This is a genomic window from Klebsiella sp. C360, from assembly GCF_048822415.1.
GTDB classification, from domain to species: Bacteria; Pseudomonadota; Gammaproteobacteria; order Enterobacterales; family Enterobacteriaceae; genus Klebsiella; species Klebsiella quasipneumoniae.
Genome location: NZ_JBMEZZ010000006.1, coordinates 274,652 through 301,185 on the forward strand (window position 1 = coordinate 274,652; position 26,534 = coordinate 301,185).

At 55.9% G+C, this 26,534-nt stretch carries 25 protein-coding genes and 1 tRNA gene; 17 read left to right on the forward strand and 9 right to left on the reverse strand.

What is annotated here, in order from left to right; translation table 11 throughout:
• Window positions 1-54: 54 nt before the first annotated feature.
• From ACOI7D_RS18040 to ppiB, 3 genes are all read right to left on the reverse strand, one after another.
• Window positions 55-393 (reverse strand): hypothetical protein, encoded by a 339-nt coding sequence (locus ACOI7D_RS18040; RefSeq protein ID WP_072413891.1) that lies wholly within the window; start codon window positions 391-393, stop codon window positions 55-57.
• Between the two features lie 107 nt (window positions 394-500).
• A complete protein-coding gene (gene lpxH / locus ACOI7D_RS18045) occupies window positions 501-1,223 on the reverse strand; it encodes a UDP-2,3-diacylglucosamine diphosphatase (protein WP_087824758.1) in 723 nt (240 codons plus the stop codon).
• 3 nt (window positions 1,224-1,226) lie between these two features.
• A complete protein-coding gene (ppiB, locus tag ACOI7D_RS18050; RefSeq protein WP_004151319.1) occupies window positions 1,227-1,721 on the reverse strand; it encodes a peptidylprolyl isomerase B in 495 nt (164 codons plus the stop codon).
• Window positions 1,722-1,896: 175 nt separating this feature from the next.
• Here ppiB and cysS point away from each other — a divergent pair, with 175 nt between their 5' ends.
• Window positions 1,897-3,282: a cysteine--tRNA ligase gene (gene cysS / locus ACOI7D_RS18055; RefSeq protein ID WP_004204706.1), complete on the forward strand. Its 1,386-nt coding sequence runs from the start codon at window positions 1,897-1,899 to the stop codon at window positions 3,280-3,282.
• A gap of 45 nt (window positions 3,283-3,327) precedes the next feature.
• Here the strand turns inward: cysS and ybcJ are convergent, their stop codons facing one another.
• Complete coding sequence (gene ybcJ, locus ACOI7D_RS18060; RefSeq protein ID WP_004143016.1) at window positions 3,328-3,540, reverse strand: ribosome-associated protein YbcJ; 213 nt, start codon at window positions 3,538-3,540, stop codon at window positions 3,328-3,330.
• Between the two features lies 1 nt (window position 3,541).
• On the reverse strand, window positions 3,542-4,408 hold the full coding sequence (gene folD / locus ACOI7D_RS18065) for a bifunctional methylenetetrahydrofolate dehydrogenase/methenyltetrahydrofolate cyclohydrolase FolD (protein ID WP_004143017.1): 867 nt from the start codon (window positions 4,406-4,408) through the stop codon (window positions 3,542-3,544).
• 340 nt (window positions 4,409-4,748) lie between these two features.
• On the opposite strand from folD, the gene ACOI7D_RS18070 reads away from it, so the two are divergent.
• The 3 genes from ACOI7D_RS18070 to uraH all read left to right on the forward strand — a co-directional run bounded on the left by ACOI7D_RS18070 (window position 4,749) and on the right by uraH (window position 6,283).
• A tRNA-Arg gene (locus tag ACOI7D_RS18070) sits at window positions 4,749-4,825 on the forward strand.
• 369 nt (window positions 4,826-5,194) lie between these two features.
• Window positions 5,195-5,488: a hypothetical protein gene (locus ACOI7D_RS18075; RefSeq protein ID WP_048296911.1), complete on the forward strand. Its 294-nt coding sequence runs from the start codon at window positions 5,195-5,197 to the stop codon at window positions 5,486-5,488.
• 393 nt (window positions 5,489-5,881) lie between these two features.
• Complete coding sequence (gene uraH, locus ACOI7D_RS18080) at window positions 5,882-6,283, forward strand: hydroxyisourate hydrolase (protein WP_008805473.1); 402 nt, start codon at window positions 5,882-5,884, stop codon at window positions 6,281-6,283.
• A 78-nt stretch (window positions 6,284-6,361) separates the two neighbouring features.
• Here uraH and ACOI7D_RS18085 read toward each other — a convergent pair whose 3' ends face one another.
• A complete protein-coding gene (locus ACOI7D_RS18085) occupies window positions 6,362-6,532 on the reverse strand; it encodes a hypothetical protein (RefSeq protein WP_023288674.1) in 171 nt (56 codons plus the stop codon).
• Window positions 6,533-6,856: 324 nt separating this feature from the next.
• On the opposite strand from ACOI7D_RS18085, the gene ACOI7D_RS18090 reads away from it, so the two are divergent.
• Together ACOI7D_RS18090 and ACOI7D_RS18095 are read left to right on the forward strand one after the other, a co-directional pair.
• Complete coding sequence (locus tag ACOI7D_RS18090) at window positions 6,857-6,997, forward strand: hypothetical protein (RefSeq protein ID WP_032428644.1); 141 nt, start codon at window positions 6,857-6,859, stop codon at window positions 6,995-6,997.
• A 45-nt stretch (window positions 6,998-7,042) separates the two neighbouring features.
• On the forward strand, window positions 7,043-8,347 hold the full coding sequence (locus ACOI7D_RS18095; RefSeq protein ID WP_109546589.1) for a citrate synthase: 1,305 nt from the start codon (window positions 7,043-7,045) through the stop codon (window positions 8,345-8,347).
• Between the two features lie 52 nt (window positions 8,348-8,399).
• Here ACOI7D_RS18095 and ACOI7D_RS18100 read toward each other — a convergent pair whose 3' ends face one another.
• Both ACOI7D_RS18100 and ACOI7D_RS18105 read right to left on the reverse strand, forming a co-directional pair.
• On the reverse strand, window positions 8,400-8,705 hold the full coding sequence (locus tag ACOI7D_RS18100) for a hypothetical protein (protein WP_044521373.1): 306 nt from the start codon (window positions 8,703-8,705) through the stop codon (window positions 8,400-8,402).
• On the reverse strand, window positions 8,683-9,345 hold the full coding sequence (locus tag ACOI7D_RS18105) for a LuxR C-terminal-related transcriptional regulator (RefSeq protein ID WP_048296915.1): 663 nt from the start codon (window positions 9,343-9,345) through the stop codon (window positions 8,683-8,685). The genes ACOI7D_RS18100 and ACOI7D_RS18105 overlap by 23 nt, the downstream gene beginning before the upstream one ends.
• Before the next feature lie 472 nt (window positions 9,346-9,817).
• Between ACOI7D_RS18105 and ACOI7D_RS18110 the strand changes: the two genes are divergently transcribed.
• Genes ACOI7D_RS18110 through ACOI7D_RS18125 form a run of 4 tightly spaced genes read left to right on the forward strand, consistent with a single transcriptional unit; the run spans window position 9,818 to window position 14,605 of the window.
• Window positions 9,818-10,378, forward strand: a complete 561-nt coding sequence (locus ACOI7D_RS18110; RefSeq protein WP_048296917.1) for a fimbrial protein — start codon at window positions 9,818-9,820, stop codon at window positions 10,376-10,378.
• Window positions 10,379-10,436: 58 nt separating this feature from the next.
• Complete coding sequence (locus ACOI7D_RS18115; protein WP_032454278.1) at window positions 10,437-11,132, forward strand: molecular chaperone; 696 nt, start codon at window positions 10,437-10,439, stop codon at window positions 11,130-11,132.
• A gap of 10 nt (window positions 11,133-11,142) precedes the next feature.
• The gene (locus ACOI7D_RS18120) at window positions 11,143-13,578 is read left to right on the forward strand and encodes a fimbria/pilus outer membrane usher protein (RefSeq protein ID WP_109546588.1); all 2,436 of its coding nucleotides are present in this window, start codon (window positions 11,143-11,145) and stop codon (window positions 13,576-13,578) included.
• A gap of 1 nt (window position 13,579) precedes the next feature.
• Complete coding sequence (locus ACOI7D_RS18125; protein ID WP_048296920.1) at window positions 13,580-14,605, forward strand: fimbrial protein; 1,026 nt, start codon at window positions 13,580-13,582, stop codon at window positions 14,603-14,605.
• 22 nt (window positions 14,606-14,627) lie between these two features.
• Here ACOI7D_RS18125 and ACOI7D_RS18130 read toward each other — a convergent pair whose 3' ends face one another.
• Window positions 14,628-15,494, reverse strand: a complete 867-nt coding sequence (locus tag ACOI7D_RS18130; protein WP_109546587.1) for a GNAT family N-acetyltransferase — start codon at window positions 15,492-15,494, stop codon at window positions 14,628-14,630.
• A 509-nt stretch (window positions 15,495-16,003) separates the two neighbouring features.
• On the opposite strand from ACOI7D_RS18130, the gene ACOI7D_RS18135 reads away from it, so the two are divergent.
• From ACOI7D_RS18135 to lysS, 7 genes are all read left to right on the forward strand, one after another.
• A complete protein-coding gene (locus ACOI7D_RS18135) occupies window positions 16,004-16,924 on the forward strand; it encodes a Kdo(2)-lipid IV(A) acyltransferase (protein ID WP_060589558.1) in 921 nt (306 codons plus the stop codon).
• A 100-nt stretch (window positions 16,925-17,024) separates the two neighbouring features.
• Entirely contained in the window at window positions 17,025-17,297 is a 273-nt protein-coding gene (locus tag ACOI7D_RS18140) for a DUF1471 domain-containing protein (protein ID WP_002892402.1), read from the forward strand.
• A 289-nt stretch (window positions 17,298-17,586) separates the two neighbouring features.
• Entirely contained in the window at window positions 17,587-19,155 is a 1,569-nt protein-coding gene (gene cadC, locus ACOI7D_RS18145; RefSeq protein WP_044521381.1) for a lysine decarboxylation/transport transcriptional activator CadC, read from the forward strand.
• Between the two features lie 365 nt (window positions 19,156-19,520).
• Entirely contained in the window at window positions 19,521-20,855 is a 1,335-nt protein-coding gene (gene cadB, locus ACOI7D_RS18150) for a cadaverine/lysine antiporter (protein ID WP_023288679.1), read from the forward strand.
• Window positions 20,856-20,937: 82 nt separating this feature from the next.
• Complete coding sequence (gene cadA / locus ACOI7D_RS18155; RefSeq protein WP_023288680.1) at window positions 20,938-23,085, forward strand: lysine decarboxylase CadA; 2,148 nt, start codon at window positions 20,938-20,940, stop codon at window positions 23,083-23,085.
• 59 nt (window positions 23,086-23,144) lie between these two features.
• The gene (dtpD, locus tag ACOI7D_RS18160; RefSeq protein WP_044521382.1) at window positions 23,145-24,620 is read left to right on the forward strand and encodes a dipeptide permease DtpD; all 1,476 of its coding nucleotides are present in this window, start codon (window positions 23,145-23,147) and stop codon (window positions 24,618-24,620) included.
• Between the two features lie 343 nt (window positions 24,621-24,963).
• Entirely contained in the window at window positions 24,964-26,481 is a 1,518-nt protein-coding gene (lysS, locus tag ACOI7D_RS18165; protein ID WP_004202393.1) for a lysine--tRNA ligase, read from the forward strand.
• Window positions 26,482-26,534 lie beyond the last annotated feature (53 nt).

Sequence of the window (26,534 nt, forward strand, 5' to 3'; positions counted from 1 at the left end):
GGCCACAGAGAATAGCATGAACTGCCGGCAAGGAAAACGGTTGCGTGCGCATGGTTAGCCGTCTTTTGTCTCGCTTATCGAGGACGGCGATCGCGGCTTATCGACACTTCTCTCATTCATGATACAGGTGATAAGCAGCACGAGCCCCCAGGGGAGCATCAGGGCGCCCATGATCAGTAAAAAGATCTGTACTGACCGGCTCTCGTGAGGGCGGGTGCAGAGCAAATAAATGGCATAGAAATAGATGGCCCACGCCAGCAGGGCGCACCAGACAAACGTCAGCGTGTTGCCGAGAGCGACGCCGATTAAGGCGATATAGCTTATCCCTAACGGATTGAGGAGCGCGAGGATCATTCCCCAGATCAGCGGCGGGCTCCACTTTTTCCTGTTCATGCTCGTTCCTTGAGAGTGATGTCGAGGAAGACTAGCATGCGGAATGCCGGGAGGCGCATACCTCCGCCCGGGCAAAAGGCGGTTTCGGAATTATGCTCGCGCAGGAATTAGAACGGAAAATGGAGCAGTTCGACGTCGTCCTGCGTCACCTTGACCATCGATCCTTCGCTGTGCCAGGCGCCAAGCACCACGCGCCATGCGGGCTGGCCGTTGGCCTGCAGGTCATGGACCGCCGGGCGATGGGTATGGCCGTGGATCAGCCACTGCACGTGATGCCGCTCCATCGCGTCAACCACCGCCTGCGGATTCACATCCATAATTTCCATTGATTTGCTGCTGTTGGCGGCTTTGCTGTCGGCGCGCATGCGGGCGGCGATACGGCGGCGGATAAACAGCGGCAGGGCCAGGAACAGGCGCTGGATCCACGGGGTGTGGACTTTCGCGCGAAACGCCAGATAGCCCGGGTCATCGGTGCACAGCGTGTCGCCATGCATAATCAAGACTTCACGGCCATAGAGGTTCAGTCGCTCTTCTTCGGCGAGCAGGATCATCCCGCTCTGGCGGGCGAAGCGCTGGCCGACGAGAAAATCGCGGTTGCCGTGAATGAAGTAGCAGGGCACGCCGGCGTCGACGACGGCTTTGATTGCCGTAGCGATTTGCTGATGCAACGGGTTCGGATCGTCATCGCCGATCCATGCCTCGAACAGATCGCCAAGGATATACAGGGCGTCCGCCTGACGGGCTTCCCCCTGTAAAAAACGCAGAAAACCGGCGGTGATCGCCGGTTCTTCTGTTTGCAGGTGCAAATCTGCAATAAAAAGTGTCGCCACGAATTACTCGCTGACGGTGACGCTTTTGATGATCACATCGTCTTTCGGCACATCCTGGTGCATGCCGCTGCGGCCGGTGGCAACCGCTTTGATTTTATCAACCACGTCCATGCCTTCAACCACTTCCGCGAAGACGCAGTAGCCCCAGCCCTGCAGGCTTTCGCCGGAGAAGTTCAGGAAGTCGTTGTCAACCACGTTGATGAAGAACTGCGCGGTTGCAGAGTGCGGCGCCTGAGTACGGGCCATCGCCAGCGTGCCGCGGGTGTTTTTCAGACCGTTGTTCGCTTCGTTCTGAATCGGAGATTTGGTCGCTTTTTGTTTCATGCCAGGTTCAAAACCGCCGCCCTGAATCATGAAGCCGTTGATAACACGGTGGAAAATGGTGTTGTCGTAGAAACCTTCGCGGCAGTAGTCCAGGAAGTTTTTAACTGTTTCCGGCGCTTTGTCGTCAAACGTTTTGATTACGATATCGCCATGATTGGTGTGGAAAGTAACCATTTTTGCATCCTGTTCCGATGAGTGTGGTGCCAGCACCCGGTGTCGGGTGAGATATAGGGGGGTGTTATAGCATAACCGCGGGGGTCGATGCACCTTGCAATGTGTGCTGCGTCCTGTGTGAATTATGGGTATTATAGAGGCTTCATTACCCACACACGTCTACACGGAATCTTCGATGTTAAAAATTTTTAATACACTGACGCGCCAGAAAGAGGAATTTAAACCTATCCATGCCGGGGAAGTCGGCATGTACGTGTGTGGTATTACCGTTTACGATCTCTGTCACATCGGCCATGGGCGTACCTTCGTCTCCTTTGACGTTGTGGCGCGTTATCTGCGTTTTCTCGGCTATAAGCTGAAGTACGTGCGCAATATCACCGATATCGATGACAAAATCATTAAGCGCGCTAATGAAAACGGCGAAAGCTTTGTCGCGCTGGTCGATCGGATGATCGCCGAAATGCACAAGGATTTTGACGCCCTGAATATTTTGCGTCCCGACAGCGAGCCGCGCGCGACGCATCATATTGCGGAAATCATCGAGATTACCGAGCAGCTGATCGCCAAAGGCCATGCCTATGTGGCGGATAACGGCGACGTGATGTTCGATGTGCCGACGGACCCGAACTACGGTTTGCTGTCGCGTCAGGATCTCGATCAGCTGCAGGCGGGGGCGCGCGTCGACGTGGTTGACGTCAAGCGTAACCCGATGGACTTCGTTCTGTGGAAGATGTCGAAAGAGGGCGAGCCAAGCTGGCCGTCGCCGTGGGGCGCGGGCCGTCCGGGCTGGCATATCGAGTGCTCGGCGATGAACTGCAAACAGCTGGGCAACCATTTTGACATCCACGGCGGCGGTTCCGATCTGATGTTCCCGCATCACGAAAACGAAATCGCTCAGTCCACCTGCGCCCATGACGGCGAGTACGTTAACTACTGGATGCACTCCGGCATGGTGATGGTCGACCGCGAGAAGATGTCGAAATCGCTGGGCAACTTCTTTACCGTCCGCGACGTGCTGAAGTATTACGATGCGGAGACCATTCGCTACTTCCTGATGTCCGGCCACTATCGCAGCCAGCTGAACTACAGCGAAGAGAACCTCAAGCAGGCGCGCTCGGCGCTGGAGCGTCTGTACACCGCGCTGCGCGGGACCGACAAATCCGTCGACGCGGCGGGCGGCGAAGCCTTCGAAGCACGCTTTATCGAGGCGATGGACGATGACTTCAACACCCCGGAAGCCTACTCGGTGCTGTTCGATATGGCGCGCGAAGTAAACCGCCTGAAAACCGAGGACGCGGCCGCGGCGAACGCCATGGCGGCCCACCTGCGTAAGCTTGCGTCGGTGCTGGGGCTGCTGGAGCAGGAGCCGGACGCCTTCCTGCAGAGCGGCGCGCAGGCCGACGACGCGGAAGTGGCGGAAATTGAATCGCTTATCCAGCAGCGTCTGGACGCGCGTAAAGCGAAAGACTGGGCGGCGGCGGATGCAGCGCGCGATCGTCTTAACGAGATGGGGATCGTGCTGGAAGATGGCCCGCAGGGCACCACCTGGCGCCGGAAGTAAGTCATAAAAAAACGCCCGCTTAAGCGGGCGTTTTCCTTTTCGCGGTCAGGCCGTGACGGTTACGCTCTGGCCTTCAAAGCTCACCGTCTGACCGGCGACGATTTTGCAGCGTTTGCGGGTTTCCACCGCGCCGTCGACTTTTACCAGCCCGTCGGCGATGGCGATCTTCGCCTGGGCGCCGCTTTCGCTCCAGCCTTCCAGCTTCAGCAGATCGCACAGCTCAACGTGCGGGTGTTTTCCTAAGGAAAATGTCGCCATCTCAGGCCTCCTCAACGTCGTGGTACTCTTCGCACGCCTGCAGCGTGTTCTGAATCAGGGTGGCGACGGTCATCGGGCCAACGCCGCCGGGCACCGGGGTGATGTAGGATGCGCGTTCAGCGGCATCTTCATACACCACGTCGCCGACCACTTTGCCGCTTTCCAGACGGTTAATGCCGACATCGACCACAATCGCCCCTTCTTTGATCCATTCGCCAGGAATAAAGCCCGGTTTACCCACCGCGACGATCAGCAGGTCGGCGTTTTCGACATGATGGCGCAGGTTTTTGGTAAAGCGGTGGGTGACGGTGGTGGTGCAGCCGGCCAGCAGCAGCTCCATGCTCATCGGGCGGCCGACGATATTGGACGCGCCAATGACCACCGCATTCAGGCCGTAGGTGTCGATATTGTAGCGCTCCAGCAGCGTCACGATACCGCGCGGGGTGCACGGACGCAGGCGCGGCGCCCGCTGGCACAGGCGGCCAACGTTGTAAGGATGGAAGCCGTCGACGTCTTTATCCGGCGCGATGCGCTCGAGAACTTTGACGTTATCGATCCCTGCCGGCAGGGGCAGCTGAACCAGAATACCGTCGATGGTCTTATCGGCATTCAGGGTGTCGATAAGCTCCAGCAGCTCGGCTTCGCTGGTGGTTTCCGGGAGATCGTAAGAGCGGGAGACGAAGCCCACTTCTTCACATGCTTTGCGCTTGCTGCCGACATAAATCTGCGAGGCCGGGTTGCTGCCGACCAGCACGACGGCCAGCCCAGGGGCGCGTTTTCCGGCCGCAACGCGAGCCTTCACTTTTTCCGCAACCTCAGAGCGTACCTGCTGCGCAATCGTTTTACCGTCAATAATTTTTGCTGCCATCAGAGAGAGGATTCCATCTGTATCTTTACGAAAGGGGGATGAGGATATTTTGTCAGAAGCCGGCCTCGCTGTCAGTCCTCGTTTGCTGTTTTATCCTGTCTGGGGCAAATTTAGCCGGTTTTTGACCCTTTGCATTGCATGGTTATTGGTGTATTGCGCCTGGCCACTCAGTCGATTTACTGGCGTAAGAGCCCCGGTGGTATGCTTCTTGTACAGTTGGCGGAGGATATTTCGCCAGCGTCGTATAAGCCCCGCAGTTTCCTGGCAAAATGGATTGACTCAACCGACGTGGACCGTATAATTCCAGGCGTTTCACTCCGCGAAGCACTCGCTTCTCAGGGCGCCCTTAGCTCAGCTGGATAGAGCAACGGCCTTCTAAGCCGTAGGTCACAGGTTCGAATCCTGTAGGGCGTGCCATTTTGAATCAAAACGTTATACCAATCTTCATCCAGACTATTTTCCTCTCTGTGTCGTCTTTGTGTCGCTGGCGGCAAAATGGCGTCATTGTCATAGAGCTAGCGTCTCACACGTTACTATCCTGGATAGCGATTTTCCGTAATCTGGTCGCCTTATTGATTAATTTCATTTTCTGAAAAATATTTCCGCATGCAATAAATGTTTGCAGGCAAATAATAAACAGGCTAATACTCTTCATAGCTTTAATTTATGCTACCGGGGCTAGGTATCGCATTTTAAGCTGGCGCGAATGACAGTTGCTAAAGATCAATATTCAATGCTTTTTGAAAGCATACCCTCGATGTTCATCTTCGACCTGGAAAGATCCAAATGAACATCAAATTCGTCACCATCTCCGTATTCGCTGTTGTGTTTGTCTTTGCATCAGATATTTCTATCGCCAAATCGAATGCCTTAAGCGATGATCAGGTCAGGCAAAGAATTATTGATGACTCTGTCGCATCCTACCCCGGCACCTGTGCCTGCCCCTTCAATACCGCGCGGAACGGCAGCTCGTGCGGTGGCCGCAGTGCCTGGAGCAAAGCGGGTGGGTATTCACCCATTTGCTACAAGAAAGAGGTAACAAAGGAGATGGTGAAGGCGTGGCGACAAGAGAATCAATGATAATAATTAATATCTTCACCAGGTGATTACTTCCACTGGAATAGTCGTTTAAATAATATTAAATGATTATTTCGAATACGGCAGGCCATTTTCAGTGAGCACTGTTCTGTTAGAGGAGGGAGAGGCCACGGCGTATATTCTTTAACCTTGTGATATTTGACCCGAGCTAATCTATTTCCCCTCTCTGACAGTTTAAGTGTCCCGTATCCTGTTACGCAGAGCACGGGGTTACTCACACATAAGACACTTCCTCTTCTCACGACAAAACCGGTTCGGCGTGTTGTGTATGGGGACAGTCCCCATCACCGCAATCTGATAACAAAAAGTTTAATTTTTTTCCCCGCCGCGCTGACTATAGTTAGGGCACTTTCACTTGCCCAAAAGGTCACGATTATGAAATTAGTTATCGCCTCCGTAATTTCCCTGCTCAGCTTCAGCGCGCTGGCGGCGCCAGAGGGCACGCTCAGCGTACACATTCTTAATCAGCAAACCGGGCTCCCTTCGCCGGGGGTGCAGATTGAGCTGGATAAGCAGCAAGGGGAGAGCTGGCAGCATATCGCCACCGGCAAAACGGATGCCGATGGGCGGATTAAATCGCTCTATCCGCAGGCGGAAAATATGGAGCCGGGGGTGTATAAAGTGACGTTTAAAACTGGTGACTATTTTAAAAGCCAAAACATGAATACGTTCTTCCCGGTGGTTCCGGTTATTTTCAATGTCACAAAGCAAAATCAAAAACTGCATATCCCGCTGCTGCTCAGTCAGTACGGATACTCTACCTACCGCGGCAGCTGATAACTCAAGCCGTTATCCAGCCAACGCCTGCGCGTCTCCCGCAGGCGTCACCCTTTCCCCGCACAACGACGCCCACGCCTAACGCTTGGTCTCTTTCTCTTTAAAATGGTTAACGGCTTCGTCGTACATCGCCAGCAGGCCGGAAATATCGCCTTCATATTGCGGCACGCGCTGGGCGCGAACGAGCTCAATTATCAGCGCATAGGCTGCTTCTTCCGGGGCCGCATGTGGGTTGATCAGTCCAGACATATCACCTCCTTAACAGTGGGCCTTTAGCCTACCCCTCGCCGGGAAACCGCAACAGCCTGATATGCGACCAGTACTTCTTGTACGACTCTGCTGAAACTTCAGAGGCGAAGACCACGGCGGAAATCCATTGAATGAGGCGTTATCCAGGCCACTGGCGTGGCGGTTAGCGCTGCGTCTACACCGGCAGCAGGCTCATCATCAGCCAGGCGATAGCGATGCAGATGAGGGTCATCGACAGCACAAAATTCATGGTAGCTCCTCTTCATCCTTTCTTTACTCAGCGTAAATTTTGACAGCGCTGATCGCCTTTATCCTTGGCGATTTGTGCCGCTATCCAGCGGTGGGGTGGGGAAAGACGGCCTGTTTCCCCGGGAAGGCCAGCAAAATATCCTCTTTGTCAGCGTTATAGTGATGACATCAATGAATAAGCTGCATCACATTGGTTATGTTGGTCTTTCCGCCTGAAGAATGACTTCAGGTCGCTGATAAGCTGCTGGGGGAACTGACAGGATGAGCAACACACCGTTAACGCTTTCTATTGCCGGGCAACCGACGCCCATCACCCTGCCGCAGGTGCCGGGAAGCCGGGGCCACGTGGGGGTCGACATACGCGAGCTGAATCAGTCCGGATTCTGCAGCTACGACCCCGGCTTCGCCAACACCGCCGGATGCCAGTCGGCGATCTCGTGGATCGATACGGAAAACAGCGTGCTGCTGCACCGCGGCTATCCGGTGGACCAGCTGGCCCGCCAGTGTGATTTTCTCGAGGTGGCGTACATCATGCTGCGGGGCGAGGCGCCGGATGAGACCAGCTATCAAACGTTTCGCGAAACCATCATCCGCCATACCCTGGTGCATGAGCAGATAGCCCGCATGTGCAGCGGCTTTCGTCGCGATTCGCACCCGATGGCGCTGATGTGCGCCCTGGTGGGGGCGCTGGCGGCGTTCTATCATGATGTCCTGGATGTGGAAAATCCGGAGCACCGGGCGCTGGCCGCCACGCGGCTGCTGTCGAAAATGCCCACTATCGCCGCCATGAGCTACAAGTACACCATTGAACAACCCGCCGCGTATCCGCGCAACGATCTCTCCTATGCCGGCAATTTCCTGCAGATGCTGTTTGCTATCCCGGCCGAGAAGTACGTCCTCAATCCGGTCATCGAGCAGGCGATGAACCAGATCCTGGTCCTGCATGCCGATCACGGGCAGTGCGTCTCCACCACCACGGTACGCGCGGCGGGCTCCTCCGGGGCGAACTTATTCGCCTGCGTCGCCGCCGGGCTAGCGTCGCTGTGGGGACCGATGCACGGCGGCGCCAATGAGTCGAGCATGCGGATGCTGGAAGAGATTGAAAGCGTCGATCAGGTTCCGGCGTTTCTGCGTCAGGCAAAACGCGACCCGCAGGCATTTCGCCGCCTCGGTTTTGGCAACTCACGCTACCGTCACCGCGACCCGCGCGCCGATATCCTGCGTGAAACCAGCCATCGGGTACTGGCGGAGGTAGGAATGTCCGACCGTCTGCTGCAGGTGGCGATGGCCCTTGAGGACGTGGCGCTGACCGACCCCTACTTTGTGGAAAATGGCCTGTCGCCGAGCGTGGATTTTTATACCGCGGTGATCCTCAAGGCGATGAATCTGCCTTCGTCGATGTTTGCGGTGGTCACCGCCGTCGGACGGACGGTCGGCTGGGTGGCGCACTGGAACGAGATGCACCAGGCGCCGCTGACCATCTACCGGCCACGGCAGATTTATGTTGGCGAGGACTATCGGAATTACGTCTCACGGCGCGGCGAGCCGTCTGCTAACCCAAGGTAATGCCTTACGGGCAGGAGGCGCGCGGCGTCTTCCTGCCCTGGCGGCATGTCACTCAGAGGTGCCGGGAGAGCAGGTAGTGCTCAACGGCGGTATATTCGGTGAGTCGGGTATACAGCGTTAGCAAGGCGCTTATAAATGCGTTTACCTCGCCGACCTGCGGCCCGGCGGTGGTGAGTAACGGCTGCAGCGTAGCCCTTAGCTGTTCCAGGTCGGGCTTCAGCACATAGGGAATATGCAGCGTGCAGAGCAGGGCCTCGGCCTGATGATAATCGTGGCGAGACGGGAGCGTCTCGTCGGCGTTAAGCCAGCTCAGGATCATCAGCATGAGGCGATCTTTAGCGTAGAGATACGATTTCATGGCCAGTCTCCTGTCGATAGTGGCGCAATACCATTCCCTGAACTTTAGTGACCAATTCCACGTTATTTTTTACCGCCAGCTTGCTGAGCACGCGTGAACGATAATAGTAGACCCGTTTGATCGTGAGCTGCATGGTGCTGGCCACGTGGCACAACGGCATCCCCCCCATCAGCAGGCTGATTAAAAAGGTCTCCTTACGGGTCAGGTTATAGCTGTCCGGGATCGCGATATAAAGTTTGTTTGCCGGCGGGGATGACCGTAGCGGCCAGCGGGCCAGCGCCGCGCTGAGCCCGGCAAAGCAGGTAATAAACTCCGCGCCGACCACGATGGCCAGGCTGCTTTCCAGTTCGCTCAGCGTGTAGCCAGGCCTGGTAAAAAGAAAGATACGGAGCAGGGGATTAAATGCTTTAAGGCTCAGTGCGACCTGCAGCACTTCGATGCTGGCGCGGCTGTAATCGATCAGGATGGTGCTTAACCGGGCACCGGCATCGGTCGCAAAAAAAGTATAAAACATCTCACTCTGCCCGCTAAATGGGTAACAGATCAATTCTTTAATATCCAGAGGCTTGCTGTGGGGCTCATTAATATACGCCTTCAGCGCAATATTAAAATATTCTGAATCCGTAATGCAGATCAACATAATGACCTCCTGGCATAAATACAGCTGTGCATGCTGTCCTGCTTGATTCGACAATTTACTGTAGGTATTAAAGATCAAAAATAACATACTCCCTGCGGTGTGAATCCAGGGGGGAGGGTGCAGGAGGATAATGGCGATAATCAGGGTGAGATAGGTAGATCGCATTTTTTAGATGTTTTCAATGAAATAAAAAATAAAAATTTCTCTTAATTTTCAGGATGTTGTGTTTTTATTTATGTTTTTTTGTTTTTATTTATTCGCATGACTTTAAGACTATTCTATAAAAATAAGAAACTGTCCTGGTGGTGAGTTTGAATAATAAATGACGAAATGAGTAGGATGTCAGTGCAAGGAAGGGGTTAAAAGATAACCGGCTAATCCAATAGCTGAGTATTAATAAATTGTACGTAGAAAGTACGCCAGGGGTATTTCCTGAACGATCCTGCCATAAGCGTGGTGATGAGGAGTGATTATGAAAAAATATAGCAAAGGAACGGCATCTTTCGTCGCGATGATGATGCTTTCTCCGGTAGCGGCGCAGGCTGCTGATGGCAAAGTCACCTTTAATGGTGAAGTCATCGAAAATACCTGTACGGTAGTGAATAAAGACAAGACGGTGACTCTGCCGACGGTCCAGCGTTCGGCGCTCAGCAGCGCGGGCGAGACGGCGGGCGTCGTTCCCTTCACCATCGATCTGATGAGCTGTACCCCGGGATCCGATGTCTCGGTGTACTTCGAGAAGGATCAATTCGTTTCCACGGAGGGGCGACTAAAAAACACTCTGTCTGACGGCACGGAAGCAGAAAATGTCGATGTGGAGCTGCTGAACACCCGGTTTACGGCGATTAACCTCGCGGAGAGCCCGACGATTGCTGCGGACGGCACCGTTGCCCGCCCTTCGGTGATCCCGGTGGCGGTCGCTGAGCAGGATGGTTCCGCTTCGCTGCCTTTCTACGCCCGCTACTATGCGACCGACGCCGCTACGGCTGGAAAAGTCGCGACCTACGTCAACTTTACGGTGGTCTATCCGTAAACCCAGTCCACGGCCCCGATCAGGGGCCGTTTATCCACCCGGCAAGGAGGAGGTGAATATGCGGCGTATGGTTCTGGCATGGCTGCTTTCCAGCATTTTACCCTCGGCGGATGCCAGCATGGTTATTGACGGCACACGGATCGTTTTTCCCGGCGACAAAAAAGAGATCGCGGTCAGGGCCACCAATGTGGGGGAGACGCCGTCGCTGACCCAGGTCTGGGTCGACGATGGCCGCGTGCAAAATCGACCGGAAAAAGATTCGGCGCCGTTTATTGTGCTGCCGCCGATTGTGCGCATTGAGCCGGGAAAAGGCCAAAGCTGGCGCCTGGTGTTCAACGGCAGCCGTCTGCCCCAGGATCGGGAATCGCTATTCTGGTTCAATCTGCTGGACATCCCGCCTGAGCCGAAAAACGGCACGGCAATCAATTATCTGCAACTCGCGATACGGTCGCGCATCAAGCTGTTTTACCGTCCGGCAGGCGTGGCGGCGGACAAAATAGCGCCGGACAAAGCGCTGAGCTGGGCGCTGGCTCCCGCAGGCGGTGGTCTGCGGGTGAGTAATGCCTCATCGCGCTATATCACCATCGACAGCATCACCCTTAACGGACAAAAACAGTCCGCTGGCATGGTCGCCCCTTTTTCCTCGCTGGTTATCACGCCTAAAGGGGCCGCGCTGCACATGCTGCCAGCGAGATTCAGCTTCACCACCATCAATGATTACGGCGCAGTAGTGAATCATAATTATCCTCAGTAAGGACATTATTATGAAACTCAGGGAGATCAAGTTTGGGTTAATGCTCCTCCTACCCTGGCAAGAGGCATGGGCGGCAGAAGCGTTTAGTTTTAACCGTGCCCATTTGCACGGCGCCGCGCCGGTTGATCTCCAGAAATATCAATACGGTAATCCGCTGCACCCCGGACAGTATCGCAGCCTCCTCTCGGTGAATGGCCGGGACATGGCGGAAGAGACGTTTGTTATCCAGGAATACGATGGCCAGCTCGAGCCCTGCATCTCGCCCTCGCTGTTCGACGCCCTGCAGCTGAAGGACGCTCAATGGCCGGCGGCGGCCACCTGCCTGCGCTTTGCGCAAATCGATAAGGCGATTGCCTGGGAGTATGACAGCGGAGAAAATGTCCTGCGGGTGAATATGCCCCAGGCGCTGCTGCAATCCCCTTATCGCGGGGCGGTGAATCTGAAGAAGGTAGACAGCGGCGTGCCCGCCGCGGTGCTGCGCTATCAGGCCAACAGCTATCAGAGCATCGTCGACGGGGATAGCAGCAGCCATCATTACCTCGGCCTGGATGCCAGCCTGCGCGCCTTTGGCTGGCGGTTACATCACCAGTCCAGCTACCAGGCTCAGGCCGGGGATAAGCATTGGGATAGCATCGCCACCTGGGCAGAGAGAAGTCTGGTGAACTGGGCTTCCACCTTACGGCTGGGTCAGGGGTGGACCGACGGGACCTTCTTTGACAGCGTCAGTTTTATCGGCGGCAGGCTGGCCACCGATGTCCGCATGCTGCCGGGCTCCCGTCGCGGCTTTGCGCCGTCGATCAGCGGGGTGGCGCGCACTAATGCTCGCGTGACGGTCACCCAGAACGGTGCCCTGTTGTACGAGGCAACGGTTCCGCCGGGTAAGTTCACCTTCGACGATCTCTATCCCACCAACGCCGGCGGCGATTTACAGGTGACGATCCATGAGGCGGACGGCAGTCAGGACACCTTTACCGTGCCTTACGCTGTGCTACCTGGTCTGGTGCGGGCCGGCGCCGTCTATTATGACCTGTCGCTGGGCTATCTGGATGAGAACGGGATCGCCGTGCGGCCGGGATTTGGCGAAGCAACGGTGCAGTACGGCTTCAATGATTATGTCAGCGGCTACACCGGGGCCAACGCGACGACGGATTATTACTCGACGCTGGTCGGCAGCGCCTTCAACACTTACTGGGGGGCGCTGGCGGTCGATCTTTCTCGTTCTGCGGCCAGGGGCAGGGAACGCGGCTGGCAGGAGGGCTATCGCTGGCGGGTGTCCGTATCAAAATCCTTCTCCTCTGACACGCGAATGCTGGTGTCGATGAGCCACAGCAACGACGGCAACTATCGATCCATTCGCGATGCCGCCTGGGAGCATGACAGTCATCCCAATGACTGGCGAGAGATGACGCGCTACAGCGCGACATTGTCCCAGCAGGCAGGTAGCGGCAGTCTGTCGTTTAACGGAATATGGAGTGAGGACGTCCGCCACCACCGCTGGCGCTCCTATCAGCTGGGGTACGCCAATCGTTATGGTCGGCTCAATTACTATCTGTACGCCCAGCAGAGTCAGGATATACATCACCGCAATAATCAGGTGGTGGGGGCCTCTTTCTCGCTGACGTTCGGCCCGGCGGGCAGCCTGACCACCCGCTTTAACCACGATAAGAACTACGGCAGCCAGCTGCAGTCCAGCTATACCGGCAGCGCTGGCGCTAAAAACGCCTTCAGCTACGGCCTGACAGCCAGCTACGACATGCCGCGGCAGAACCCGCATGAAGCCAGCGTGGGGGCCAACGGTAATCTGCGGACGGATTATGCGTACCTGAATGCCAGCGCCAGCGCGGGTCGACATCAGCAGCAGTATTCGCTGGGGGCATCGGGTGCCCTGGTGGCGCATCAGGGCGGAATGACCGCCACCCCCGAGCTGGGTGAGACCTTTGCGATTGTGGAAGCGCCCGGCGCGGCGGGGGCCAGGGTGGCGAACCGCCTCGGACAGCCGATTAATCGCCAGGGTTTCACGATTATCCCTTACCTCGATCCCTTTACCGATAACTGGCTCGATCTCGATCCGCAGGGCATGAACGACCATGTGGAGATCGTTTCCAGCAGCACGACGGTGGTGCCCGATTCGGGCGCTGCGGTGAAGGTAAAATTTGTCACGCGCACCGGCTACCCGTGGTTTGCCCACGTCACGCTGTCCGATGGCGCGGCGCCGCCACTGGGCGCGGAAGTATTAGACGACAGCGACCAGGCGATTGGCGCTGTCGGTCAGGGCGGGCTGCTGTATGCCCGGGTGCCGCAGGTCCGCGGTAGCGTCTCGGTAGTCTGGGGGGAACGCAGCGCGCAGCGCTGCCGGTTGGACTATGCCATCCACGGCGAGGCGGCGCAGCAGGATAGCAGAGGTACGCCGCACCAGGTCTGCCGTCCCGGATTAAAGGAGAAATAATATGAAAAAAATCATCGCATCAGGGGGAGCCCTCTTACTGGCCTGGGGCTATTGCGCCTCGCCGTCGGCGGCGTGCCAGATGGTGAGTGGTAAAACTATCGAGTATTCGGTCAACGTCAGCCAGGCCAGTATCAACCTTGACGTCAGCAATCGCCCCGTCGGCTCCCTGCTGTACAGTTACGGCGGGATGATAATCACCAATAATGAGCGCTGGGAGATCGCCTGCAGCGGCAGCGAGTCCGGCGGGTTTCAGAGCATTGGCGGCTCCCGGGTCGGCCCGGCGGGAAACGGCAAGCCGGGGGATATCTATAGCATCGACCGCCTGCCGGGCATCGGCTACAGCTTTCAGATGGGGGAACAGGATGGCATTAATTTCGATCCCCTGTTCACGGCCTGGCCTTCCGCGCCGGTATTTTCCGGCCAGCGCGCATTTCAGGCGGAAAATAAAAAACCGACCATCTATTTCTGGCGTATTGCCGACAACGGCGGCCTGCCGCCGCCAGGCGAGTATTGTCTTAACGATTACCTCGGCGATATTTTTCTGGGCGGCGTGCAGGCGATGCGTTTTAGCGTCAGCGGGCTCTGTATCCATATCAAATCGCCCACCTGCAAGATTACAGACGACAGTAAAAATATTAACGTCTTCCTCGGGCGGCATAATAAAACGGCGTTTACCGGACTCAACAGCACTACCGCCCCGATCCCCTTTAACATCAACCTGACGGAGTGTGAAAATGTCGGCAGCGTGTTTATGCAGTTTAACGCGACGGCGGACAGCGCCATGGCCGCCAACGAGGTGATTAAAATCGATGACCAACCTGAAGGCGCATCCGGGCTCGGCGTGCAGATCCTCACCGCCGGCGGCGCTCTGGTGCCGCTAAACCAGGTGAGCCAGATCTGGTCCGGAAGCAAGGGTAGCCAGACGAATTACCGTTTTGCCTATCAGGCCCGTTATATCCAGACCCAACCTTCGGTGACAGCGGGCGAGGCGAATGCCAGCGCGACCTTCGTGGTGACCTATAACTGATCGGCCTGACGGCGCGGCGCCGTCAGGCATGCGCCAGTAAAGGAAACATCAACTTCCTGTCTTTAAACAGGTTTTCCTTGTGGTCATAGACAAAGAGGATATCTTCTCCCTCAATCTTCTCGTACTCGCCGAGCCGGTCTTCATTGGGGGTAAAACCGAGGATGGCCTGGTAAACATGGTCATCGGCCAGCTCGTTGACCAGCGTCGACAGGCTTTTGCCCGTGTCGCAGAACATGTCAAAGCAGATCAACACCGGGCCGTTTTGCATGGCGATAACCACCGCCTCATTTTTTGCCGAATAGTAAACGAAATGCTTCATAAAGGCGGAGCAGTAAAACATCAGCAGGCCAAAGTTGTGCTCCACCCGCAGCGGTGAGAACGGGTTGGATTTTTCATAGTAATGGCGGAGCAGGGCGACATCGTCCGCGCGGTCCATATCCAGCTTGCGAAAATCACCGGCGCGCGGAGAGACCGGCATAATATATTGATGCTCTTCGCTGCGGGTGAAACCAAATTTGGGGTAAAAATCCACCGTGGTGGGATTGGCAAATAAAAAGAAGGCGTCCGCCTCCTGCTGCCAGTCCTGCAGGATGTGATGGATAAGCTGACCGGCTAGTCCCTTATTACGGTGGTCCGGTTCGGTCATCACGGTGCCAATCTGAATATAACGCCGGGGTTCGCCCTGCCAGCGCAGATCGATGATGTTGGCCGAGGCGTTAGCGATAATTTTATTACGTTCGACAAAGGCGTAGGGGATATAGGCGTCAGTCCAGTAACCTTGTTGATACCACTCTTCAAAAGACAGGTCGAAAGTCTTAACGGCAAGGTCAATGAAGCTTTTTCTTAATGTGTTATTTTCTCTGACTTGCTTCACTAATTGATAATTCATTGTCATAGTTCCTTCTCACTATGGCTTCTGAAAGCGACGACGTCGGCAAAGGCACTTGCGTCGAATGAGCGCTGTAAACGTAGCATATCTGGGAAAAGGATCCGCATTGGTGATGCTTAACCTTTGCCCGAGTCACAAATAACCGCATGCTGACCATGTTAGACCGGGCGAAACGGCCTGTTTGCGTTGGCTATCGCCATAATAAAGCGTGAGTAAAAAAGGCTTTGTGCGAGAGGCTGAGGATAAGGCACTGGCGATTTTATCGGCAATCGGCCGCGTCGTAGAGGTTAGGTTTATTTATTTATGCACAAATCAGGAAATTTTACGCTAAGTGTCTAATACTAGAGTAACCCCAGCGCAAGGGCTGAAATTATCATGGAATCGGCTTATAATAACGCACTTTGTGACTGAGTATTACCGCACGAATTGGAAAAATATAACCTGCAGGATCCGCTACTTTATTTCGCGGTTTTTGCTCAGCTATTATTGAGTGAATTAACAGGATTACTATGTCAAATTTACCCAAATTTTCCCGCGCGCTATTGCACCCGCGTTACTGGCTATTATGGCTGGGAATTGGCTTGTTATGGCTGCTGGTGCAATTACCGTATCCGGTGATCTACCGACTGGGCACGACGCTCGGGCGGCTGGCAATGCGGGTGATGAAAAGTCGCGCGCGGATTGCCAGACGTAATCTGGAACTCTGTTTTCCCGCGATGAGCGTCGCCGAGCGTGAGGCGCTGCTGGTGAAAAACTTTGAATCGTTGGGCATGGGGCTGATGGAGACCGGCATGGCCTGGTTCTGGCCGACGCACCGGGTGGCGCGCTGGACCGAGACCAGCGGCGTGAACGAGGTGGTCGACCTCCTCGAACAAAAGCAGGGCATCTTACTGATCGGCATTCATTTTCTCACCCTCGAGATGGGGGCGCGGATGTATGGCATGTTTACCCCGGGCATCGGCGTCTACCGGCCCAATGATAACCCGCTGATTGACTGGCTGCAGACCTGGGGACGCTTGCGCTCGAACAAGACCATGCTGGATCGAAAAAATCTGAAAGGGATGGTCAGGGCGCTGAAAGAGGGGGAGATCCTCTGGTACGCGCCGGATCATGATTACGGCCCGGCCAGCAGCGTTTTTGCGCCGCTGTTTGCCGTCGAGCAGGCGGCGACCACCACCGGCACCTGGATGCTGGCGAAAATGTCCGGAGCGACGATTGTGCCGTTTGTTCCCCGACGCAAGCCCAACGGTAGGGGATATGAATTGATCTCCCTGACGCCGGAGCGCACGCCGCCGCTGGCAAGCGCCGAGGTGACGGCGGCGTGGATGAACCAGATTATCGAACAGTGCATCCTGATGGCGCCCGAGCAATATATGTGGCTGCACCGGCGTTTTAAGACCCGCCCGGAAGGAGTGCCGCCGCGTTACTAAACGCTGCGGCCAAAAAATCAGCGCATCGGTAGCACGCTTAGTAAATCGCCGTCTATACTGAAAGGGCCTGACTGAAGGCCTATTCCAAGGAGATTTTAGGATGAAAAAAGTGATAGTCGCGTTAGCCCTTTCAGCCGTTGCATTTGGCGCCTCCGCCGCGCAGTTGATCACCAAAGAAGAAGTGAAACACTTCAAACTGACCAAGGTCGGACCGATCTCGGTGGGGCCGTCCGGCGGTGAGTTCTCTTCGCCCTCCGATCTGCACGATCAGCTCTCTAAGCTGGCCGATGAGAAAGGCGGAAAGTACTACGTGATTACTGCTGCGCGTGAGCATGGCCCTAACTTTGAAGCCACAGCGGAAGTGTATAAATAATCGATTGTGCCGCTGCCGTAACGGCACGCCACTGACTGAGCCTGGAGCGCGTTACGCCTCCGGGCTTATTTTTTTCCGCCGCCCGCGTTCCACCGGCTAAGCGACGGCGAAAACGCATTTTTATCGCTATATATAGTTTTGATGATCACGATGTTAATGAAATATTGCTTTTTATTGTCGCTAAAAGGCGAATTCCAGCCTAATGCCTGAGGGAGTGACCCCTGGCAAAAATAGGTAGGACAAATGTGTTATCATCGCGCCTTTCCCTTTTTGTCTGGGGCTTTCTTGTATGCTACAACCTGTTGTTCGCGTCGGTGAATGGCTGGTAACCCCCTCTGTAAACCAAATCAGCAGGAAGGGGCGCCAGCTTACCCTTGAACCGCGTTTAATCGACCTTCTGGTCTTTTTTGCTCGCCATCCGGGGGAAGTGCTTAGCCGGGACGAGCTTATCGAAAACGTCTGGACCCGGAACGTTGTGACCAGCCACGTCGTCACGCAGAGTATTTCCGAACTGCGCAAGTCGCTCAAAGACGGCGACGACGTTAGCCTTGAGTACATCGCGACGGTACCCAAACGGGGGTATAAGCTCACGGTGCCGGTGATCTGGTGCACCGAAGAGGGGGAGGAACTCGCCCCGCAGATGGAGGCGCTGACGCCTTCGCCATCGGTCGCCGCTCCCGCGCCGCCGGCTGCCGGTGCGCCGCCGGACGCGCCCATCTCCACCGCCGATCCCGCCGCGCCAGCTCCCGCGCCGACAGGTGCCAGCGCGCCGTCAGTGCGTAAACGGCTCACCACCGCCCTGGTGTGGGGGCTGTTTCTGCTGGCGCTGGGCACCTGCGTGGCGCTGGTGGCGCTGTCGAGCATGGAATCGCGGCCGCCGGTCAACAAGGCGCGCCTGCTACTCAACCCGCGCGATATCGATATCCACCTGGTCAATGGTAACTCCTGCACCAACTGGTCTTCGCAGCACTCCTACGCGGTCGGCCTGGCCAGCCTGATCACCACCTCGCTGAACACCTTCTCGACCTTTATGGTGCATGACAAAACAGACTACAACATCAATGAGCCGAGCAGTTCCGGTAAAACGCTGACCATTGAATTCGTCAATCAGCGCCACTACCGGGCGCAGCAATGCTTTATGTCGGTCCAGCTGGTGGATAACGCCGACAGCTCGACGATGCTCGATAAGCGCTACTTTGTGACCAATGACAACCAGCTCACCATCCAGAACGATCTGATGAACAGCCTGTCGGACGCGCTGGCGCAGCCGTGGCCGGCGCGAATGCAGGCGATGCTCAGGCAATATCAGCCCTCGCAAAGCGTGGCGTTAACCTATTTCTACCAGTCGCATCAGCTGTTAATGAAGGGCGATGTTGACTCATTAAGCAAGGCCAGCAGCCTGCTGGATGATGTGATTAAGCGGGCGCCTGATTTTATTTACGCGTATGCCGAAAAAACGCTGGTGGATGTATTACGCCATTCGCAACAGCCGCTGGATGATAAACAGCTGGCAGCCCTTTACAGCGAAGTTGAGCGGGTAGGGGAGATGCCGGGTATAAAAGATATGGCGATTTATTATCAAATAAACGCAGTGGATTTGCTGGGGAAGGGAAAAGTTGACGAAGCGAACACAGCAATTAACCACGCGATCGATTTAGAGATGTCATGGCTGAATTATGTGCTGTTAGGCAAAGTCTATGAGATGAAAGGTGAGAACCGGCTGGCAGCGGATTCTTACATTACGGCGTTTAATTTACGACCCGGTGGAGACACATTGTACTGGATTGAAAACGGAGTTTTCCAGACGTCGGTCAACCGGGTTGTTCCGTATCTCGATAATTTCCTCTCTTCAGAATAAGTAAACCCTCATCATGCGAAAGGTTTTTGGCATGATGAGGTTAAATTTATGTTTCTCATGAAGCCTCCTGTTGTTATTTATATTTAGCATTCAGGAGGCCTTGAATAACAGTTCGGTAACACACCGCCCATCATCTAAGTTCATGTAAAACAACAATGTTTATCTTTTTCTGACACCCTGTTGTCATGTTTATATGTTAAGCGAAAAAGGTCAAAATATCATTTGTCTGATGTTTGTTGTTATTTCACTTTATCTTTAGGACTTATCTCGTACAAATCAGTAATCTTGTTGGCAGTTGGTCGGGTCAATTAATGGTTCTGTATCATGATCTGTACCTCCCAAATAAACTTAGGAGAAAAACAACCATGAGTTCTGCCAAGAAGATCGGGCTATTTGCCTGTACCGGTGTCGTCGCCGGTAATATGATGGGGAGCGGTATTGCATTATTACCTGCGAACCTGGCCAGCATCGGTGGTATTGCCATTTGGGGCTGGGTAATTTCAATTATTGGTGCGATGTCTCTGGCTTATGTTTATGCCCGACTGGCCACTAAAAACCCGCAGCAGGGTGGTCCCATTGCTTATGCAGGGGAAATATCTCCGGCATTCGGTTTCCAGACCGGTGTACTTTATTATCACGCAAACTGGATTGGTAACCTGGCTATCGGGATTACCGCAGTTTCTTATCTGTCTACGTTCTTCCCTATTTTAAATAACCCGGTGCCAGCAGGGATTGCCTGTATTGCCATCGTGTGGATCTTTACTTTCGTTAATATGCTCGGCGGGACCTGGGTCAGCCGTCTGACCACCATTGGTCTGGTGCTGGTGCTTATTCCGGTAGTCATGACCGCGGTCGTCGGCTGGCACTGGTTTGATGTCGCTACCTATCAGGCGAACTGGAACACCTCCAGCACCACCGATAGCCACGCGGTCATCAAAAGTATCCTGCTCTGCCTGTGGGCCTTCGTTGGCGTAGAATCCGCCGCCGTGAGTACCGGGATGGTGAAAAACCCGAAACGTACCGTGCCGCTGGCCACCATGCTGGGTACCGCGATGGCCGGTATCGTCTACATCGCCGCGACTCAGGTTATCGCCGGTATGTATCCTGCTTCTCAGATGGCAGCGTCCGGTGCGCCGTTCGCGATTAGCGCCTCCACCATCCTCGGCGGCTGGGCTGCGCCGATGGTATCCGCTTTCACCGCCTTCGCCTGCCTGACTTCTCTAGGCTCGTGGATGATGCTGGTTGGCCAGGCGGGTGTGCGTGCCGCCAACGATGGCAACTTCCCGAAAGTGTATGGCGAAGTCGATAGCAACGGTATCCCGAAAAAAGGCCTGCTGCTGGCCGCGGTGAAAATGACCGCGCTGATGGTGCTGATTACCCTGATGAACTCCGCCGGTGGTAAAGCCTCTGACCTGTTCGGCGAACTGACCGGTATCGCGGTACTGCTGACCATGCTGCCTTACTTCTACTCCTGTGTTGACCTGATTCGCTTCGAAGGCATCAACATCCGTAACTTCGTCAGCCTGATTTGTTCGGTACTGGGTTGCGTGTTCTGCTTCATCGCGCTGATGGGCGCAAGCTCCTTCGAACTGGCCGGCACCTTTATCGTTAGCCTGATTATCCTGATGTTCTACGGTCGCAAAATGCACCAGCGCCAGAGCAACGCATCGGATAGCAACAGCCCCGCTAACGCGCACTAATCAGTAACCCTTTTTCCTGAGGCTCCTTCCATCACCTGTCATAGCGCGACGGGAGGGGCTTTCTACATCTGGAGATTTGACTATGAACGTTATTGCAATCATGAATCACATGGGGGTTTACTTCAAAGAAGAACCCATCCGTGAACTGCATCGTGCTCTCGAACGCCTGGACTTCCGCATTGTCTACCCGAACGACCGTGACGACTTATTAAAACTGATCGAAAACAACTCTCGTCTGTGCGGCGTGATCTTCGACTGGGATAAATACAATCTCGAGCTGTGCGAAGAAATCAGCAAAATGAACGAGTACATGCCGCTGTATGCGTTCGCTAACACCTACTCCACGCTGGACGTTAGCCTGAACGATCTGCGCATGCAGGTTCGCTTCTTCGAATATGCGCTGGGCGCTGCGGAAGATATCGCGAACAAAATCAAACAGAACACTGACGAATACATCGACACCATTCTGCCGCCGCTGACCAAAGCGCTGTTCAAATATGTGCGTGAAGGCAAATACACCTTCTGTACCCCGGGCCACATGGGCGGTACCGCCTTCCAGAAAAGCCCGGTAGGTAGCATCTTCTACGATTTCTTTGGCTCCAACACCATGAAATCCGATATCTCGATTTCGGTTTCTGAACTCGGTTCCCTGCTGGACCACAGCGGCCCGCACAAAGAAGCGGAAGAGTATATCGCTCGCGTATTTAACGCCGAACGCAGCTACATGGTGACTAACGGCACCTCGACCGCCAACAAAATCGTCGGTATGTACTCCGCGCCGGCCGGCAGCACCGTGCTGATTGACCGTAACTGCCACAAATCGCTGACCCATCTGATGATGATGAGCGACATTACGCCGATCTACTTCCGTCCGACCCGTAACGCCTACGGCATCCTCGGCGGTATCCCGCAGAGCGAATTCCAGCACGCGACTATCGCCAAGCGTGTGAAAGAGACGCCGAACGCGACCTGGCCGGTACACGCCGTTATCACCAACTCGACTTACGATGGTCTGCTGTACAACACTGACTTCATCAAGAAAACCCTGGATGTGAAATCCATCCACTTTGACTCCGCATGGGTGCCTTACACCAACTTCTCGCCGATCTATGAAGGCAAATGCGGGATGAGCGGCGGCCGCGTCGAAGGGAAAGTGATTTACGAAACCCAGTCCACGCACAAACTGTTGGCGGCGTTCTCTCAGGCATCGATGATCCACGTGAAAGGCGATGTTAACGAAGAGACCTTTAACGAAGCCTACATGATGCACACCACCACCTCCCCGCACTACGGGATCGTGGCGTCCACCGAAACCGCGGCGGCGATGATGAAAGGCAACGCCGGTAAGCGCCTGATCGACGGCTCTATCGAACGCTCCATCAAGTTCCGTAAAGAGATCAAACGTCTGAAAGGCGAGTCTGACGGCTGGTTCTTCGACGTATGGCAGCCGGAACATATCGACGGTCCTGAATGCTGGCCGCTGCGCTCCGACAGCGCATGGCACGGTTTCAAAAACATCGACAACGAGCACATGTATCTCGACCCGATCAAAGTCACTCTGCTGACCCCGGGGATGAAGAAAGACGGCACCATGGATGAGTTCGGTATTCCGGCCAGCATCGTGGCGAAGTATCTCGACGAACACGGCATCGTGGTGGAGAAAACCGGTCCGTACAACCTGCTGTTCCTGTTCAGCATCGGTATCGACAAAACCAAAGCGCTGAGCCTGCTGCGTGCGCTGACCGACTTCAAACGCGCGTTCGACCTGAACCTGCGGGTGAAAAACATGCTGCCGTCGCTGTACCGTGAAGATCCTGAATTCTATGAAAACATGCGTATTCAGGACCTGGCGCAGAACATTCACAAACTGGTTGAGCATCACAACCTGCCGGACCTGATGTTCCGCGCGTTTGAAGTGCTGCCATCCATGGTGATGACCCCGTATGCCGCGTTCCAGAAAGAGCTGCACGGTCAGACGGAAGAAGTGTACCTCGAAGAGATGGTCGGCCGCGTCAACGCCAACATGATCCTGCCGTATCCTCCGGGAGTGCCGCTGGTGATGCCGGGTGAAATGATCACCGAAGAGAGCCGTCCGGTGCTGGAGTTCCTGCAGATGCTGTGCGAAATCGGCGCCCACTATCCGGGCTTCGAAACCGATATCCACGGCGCCTATCGTCAGGCGGATGGTCGTTACACCGTTAAAGTGCTGAAAGAAGAGAATAACAAGTAATAGACGCACATCAGGGAAGTGGCTTGCCACTTCCCTTTTTCACGCTGCAAGGAGAACACATGAAAACACCCTCACAGCCGCGCGCGATTTACTACATCGTTGCGATCCAGATCTGGGAGTACTTCAGCTTTTACGGCATGCGCGCCTTACTCATCCTCTACCTCACCCACCAGCTTGGCTTCGACGACAGCCACGCCATCAGCCTGTTCAGCGCTTACGCCTCTCTGGTTTACGTTACCCCTATTCTTGGCGGCTGGCTTGCCGACCGCCTGCTCGGCAACCGCACGGCGGTGATTGCCGGGGCGCTGTTGATGACCCTCGGCCACGTGGTGCTGGGCGTTGAGTCGACCTCCGCATGGAGCCTGTACGTCGCGCTGGCGATCATTATCTGCGGCTACGGCCTGTTCAAATCCAATATCAGCTGCCTGCTTGGCGAACTTTACGCCCACGACGATCCGCGTCGCGACGGCGGCTTCTCGCTGCTGTACGCCGCCGGCAACGTCGGCTCCATCGCCGCGCCCATCGCCTGCGGGCTGGCGGCTCAGTGGTACGGCTGGCATATCGGCTTCGCCCTGGCGGGGATCGGGATGTTCATCGGCCTGATGATTTTCTTAAGCGGCAGCCGCCACTTCCGGCATACCCGCGGCGTCGATAAACCGGCGCTGCGGGCGGTGAAATTCGTGCTGCCGACCTGGGGCTGGCTGCTGGTGATGCTCTGCCTGGCGCCGGTGTTCTTCACGCTGCTGCTGCAAAACAACTGGTCCGGCTATCTGCTGGCGGTCGTCTGCCTGTTCGCCGCCCAGATGGTGGCGCGGATCATGATCAAAGCCCCGGAGCATCGTCGCGCGCTGTGGCAGATCGTCCTGCTGATGCTTGCCGGGACGCTGTTTTGGGTGCTGGCGCAGCAGGGGGGAAGCTCGATTAGCCTGTTTATCGATCACTTTGTTAACCGCCGCCTGCTGAACTGGGACGTGCCGACGGCGCTGTTCCAGTCGGTTAACGCGGTGGCGGTGATGGCGGCCGGCGTGGCGCTGGCGTGGCTGATGCGCCCGGAAGGCAGCGCGCGTTCGGTGCTGCGCGTCTGGTTGAAATTCGCTTTTGGCCTGCTGCTGATGGGCGGCGGCTTTATGCTGCTGGCGCTCAACGCCCGCCACGGCGCCGCTGAGGGTCAGGCCTCGATGGGCATGATGGTCGCTGGACTGGCGATGATGGGCTTTGCCGAACTGTTTATCGACCCGGTCGCGATGGCGCAAATCACCCGCCTGAACATGCCCGGCGTCACCGGGGTATTGACCGGTATTTATATGCTGGCCACCGGCGCGGTGGCCAACTGGCTGGCGGGCGTGGTCGCCCAGCAGACCACCGAATCGCAAATCAGCGATACGGCGATTGCCGCCTATCAGCATTTCTTCTCGCAGATGGGGGAATGGACCCTCGGCTGCGTGGCGGTGATGGTGGTTATCGCCTTTGCCGCAGCCTGTAGCGTCGGCAAACGCCGCGCGGCGGCTGGCGAGCTTCCCGGCGGCGGCGCCTAGCCCCGTCTGGCGACAGGTCCGGCTTACCGGGCTACAAAATCGTGCTGCCTGGTAGCCCGGCTAAGGCGTTTACGCCGCGAGCCGGGGATCGGTAACCCCAACAGTGGAGCGACAAGCCGCTCCTTGCACCGTTTACTGAACAGGAGGAGGATATTCTGGCAGGCGCGGAAGCCAACGATAAAAAATACCGTTAGTGAAGGCATAGCTGAGTGAGATCAGCTTGAAGAGAAGCCAGATTCGTTACTCTTGTTCTTCGGTGTGAAGCCGGAGACAGGCCGCGCGGAAGGGTGACCTGGTTCAATTTATCGAAGCTAGTTTGAAAGCAAGGTTATGAGGAACCCATATGTCTGAACAACAAGCACAAGGTGCCGATGAGGCCATTGACCTTAATAATGAACTGAAAACTCGTCGCGAAAAACTGGCTGCGCTGCGTGAGCAGGGCGTAGCTTTCCCCAACGATTTCCGTCGCGATCATACCTCTGACCAATTGCACGCTGAATTCGATGCGAAGGATAACGATGAACTCGCTTCCCTGAACGTTGAAGTTGCGGTGGCCGGCCGGATGATGACTCGCCGCGTGATGGGTAAAGCCTCCTTCGTCACCCTCCAGGACGTCGGCGGCCGTATCCAGCTGTACGTGGCCCGCGATGACCTGCCGGAAGGCGTCTACAACGAACAGTTTAAGAAATGGGACCTTGGCGACATCATCGCCGCCCGCGGCAAGCTGTTCAAAACGCAAACCGGCGAACTCTCCATCCACTGCACCGAGCTGCGCCTGCTGACCAAAGCCCTGCGCCCGCTGCCGGATAAATTCCACGGCCTGCAGGATCAGGAAGTCCGCTATCGCCAGCGCTATCTGGATCTGATCGCTAACGAAGAGTCGCGCCATACGTTCCGCATCCGCTCGCAGATCCTCGCGACCATGCGTCAGTTCATGGTAGCCCGCGGCTTTATGGAAGTGGAAACCCCGATGATGCAGGTGATCCCCGGCGGCGCTTCCGCCCGTCCGTTTATCACCCATCACAACGCGCTGGATCTCGATATGTACCTGCGCATCGCGCCGGAACTGTATCTGAAACGTCTGGTGGTCGGCGGCTTCGAACGCGTGTTTGAAATCAACCGTAACTTCCGCAACGAAGGGATCTCGGTACGCCATAACCCAGAGTTCACCATGATGGAACTGTACATGGCGTACGCGGACTACAAAGACCTGATCGAGCTGACCGAGTCGCTGTTCCGCACCCTGGCGCAGACGGTGCTGGGCAAAACCGAGGTGCCGTATGGCGACCAGGTGTTTGACTTCGGCAAGCCGTTTGAAAAACTGACCATGCGCGAGGCGATCAAAAAACATCGTCCGGAAACCAACATGGCGGATCTGGATAACTTCGACGCGGCGAAAGCGCTGGCGGAATCTCTCGGTATTCAGGTAGAGAAAAGCTGGGGTCTGGGGCGCATCGTCACCGAAATCTTCGACGAAGTGGCGGAAGCGCACCTCATCCAGCCGACCTTCATCACCGAATACCCGGCGGAAGTCTCCCCGCTGGCGCGCCGTAACGACGTCAATCCGGAAATCACCGACCGCTTCGAGTTCTTCATCGGCGGCCGCGAAATCGGTAACGGTTTCAGCGAGCTGAACGACGCCGAAGACCAGGCGCAGCGTTTCCAGGATCAGGTTAACGCCAAAGCGGCGGGCGATGACGAAGCGATGTTCTATGACGAAGACTACGTCACCGCGCTGGAGTACGGTCTGCCGCCGACCGCCGGTCTGGGCATCGGTATCGACCGGATGGTGATGCTGTTTACCAACAGCCACACCATCCGCGACGTGATCCTCTTCCCGGCGATGCGTCCGCAGAAGTAAACCGTTGCACTCCCTCCCGGCCTGCGCCGGGAGGTTCTTCCTGCATTATCCCC

Coding starts and splice junctions, on each gene's coding strand:
- ACOI7D_RS18040 (WP_072413891.1), bottom strand. CDS start 393: ATGAACAGGAAAAAGTGGAGCCCGCCGCTGATCTGGGGAATGATCCTC.
- ppiB (WP_004151319.1), bottom strand. CDS start 1,721: ATGGTTACTTTCCACACCAATCATGGCGATATCGTAATCAAAACGTTT.
- cysS (WP_004204706.1), top strand. CDS start 1,897: ATGTTAAAAATTTTTAATACACTGACGCGCCAGAAAGAGGAATTTAAA.
- ybcJ (WP_004143016.1), bottom strand. CDS start 3,540: ATGGCGACATTTTCCTTAGGAAAACACCCGCACGTTGAGCTGTGCGAT.
- folD (WP_004143017.1), bottom strand. CDS start 4,408: ATGGCAGCAAAAATTATTGACGGTAAAACGATTGCGCAGCAGGTACGC.
- ACOI7D_RS18075 (WP_048296911.1), top strand. CDS start 5,195: ATGAACATCAAATTCGTCACCATCTCCGTATTCGCTGTTGTGTTTGTC.
- uraH (WP_008805473.1), top strand. CDS start 5,882: ATGAAATTAGTTATCGCCTCCGTAATTTCCCTGCTCAGCTTCAGCGCG.
- ACOI7D_RS18085 (WP_023288674.1), bottom strand. CDS start 6,532: ATGTCTGGACTGATCAACCCACATGCGGCCCCGGAAGAAGCAGCCTAT.
- ACOI7D_RS18095 (WP_109546589.1), top strand. CDS start 7,043: ATGAGCAACACACCGTTAACGCTTTCTATTGCCGGGCAACCGACGCCC.
- ACOI7D_RS18100 (WP_044521373.1), bottom strand. CDS start 8,705: ATGAAATCGTATCTCTACGCTAAAGATCGCCTCATGCTGATGATCCTG.
- ACOI7D_RS18105 (WP_048296915.1), bottom strand. CDS start 9,345: ATGTTGATCTGCATTACGGATTCAGAATATTTTAATATTGCGCTGAAG.
- ACOI7D_RS18110 (WP_048296917.1), top strand. CDS start 9,818: ATGAAAAAATATAGCAAAGGAACGGCATCTTTCGTCGCGATGATGATG.
- ACOI7D_RS18115 (WP_032454278.1), top strand. CDS start 10,437: ATGCGGCGTATGGTTCTGGCATGGCTGCTTTCCAGCATTTTACCCTCG.
- ACOI7D_RS18120 (WP_109546588.1), top strand. CDS start 11,143: ATGAAACTCAGGGAGATCAAGTTTGGGTTAATGCTCCTCCTACCCTGG.
- ACOI7D_RS18125 (WP_048296920.1), top strand. CDS start 13,580: ATGAAAAAAATCATCGCATCAGGGGGAGCCCTCTTACTGGCCTGGGGC.
- ACOI7D_RS18130 (WP_109546587.1), bottom strand. CDS start 15,494: ATGAATTATCAATTAGTGAAGCAAGTCAGAGAAAATAACACATTAAGA.
- ACOI7D_RS18135 (WP_060589558.1), top strand. CDS start 16,004: ATGTCAAATTTACCCAAATTTTCCCGCGCGCTATTGCACCCGCGTTAC.
- ACOI7D_RS18140 (WP_002892402.1), top strand. CDS start 17,025: ATGAAAAAAGTGATAGTCGCGTTAGCCCTTTCAGCCGTTGCATTTGGC.
- cadC (WP_044521381.1), top strand. CDS start 17,587: ATGCTACAACCTGTTGTTCGCGTCGGTGAATGGCTGGTAACCCCCTCT.
- cadB (WP_023288679.1), top strand. CDS start 19,521: ATGAGTTCTGCCAAGAAGATCGGGCTATTTGCCTGTACCGGTGTCGTC.
- cadA (WP_023288680.1), top strand. CDS start 20,938: ATGAACGTTATTGCAATCATGAATCACATGGGGGTTTACTTCAAAGAA.
- dtpD (WP_044521382.1), top strand. CDS start 23,145: ATGAAAACACCCTCACAGCCGCGCGCGATTTACTACATCGTTGCGATC.
- lysS (WP_004202393.1), top strand. CDS start 24,964: ATGTCTGAACAACAAGCACAAGGTGCCGATGAGGCCATTGACCTTAAT.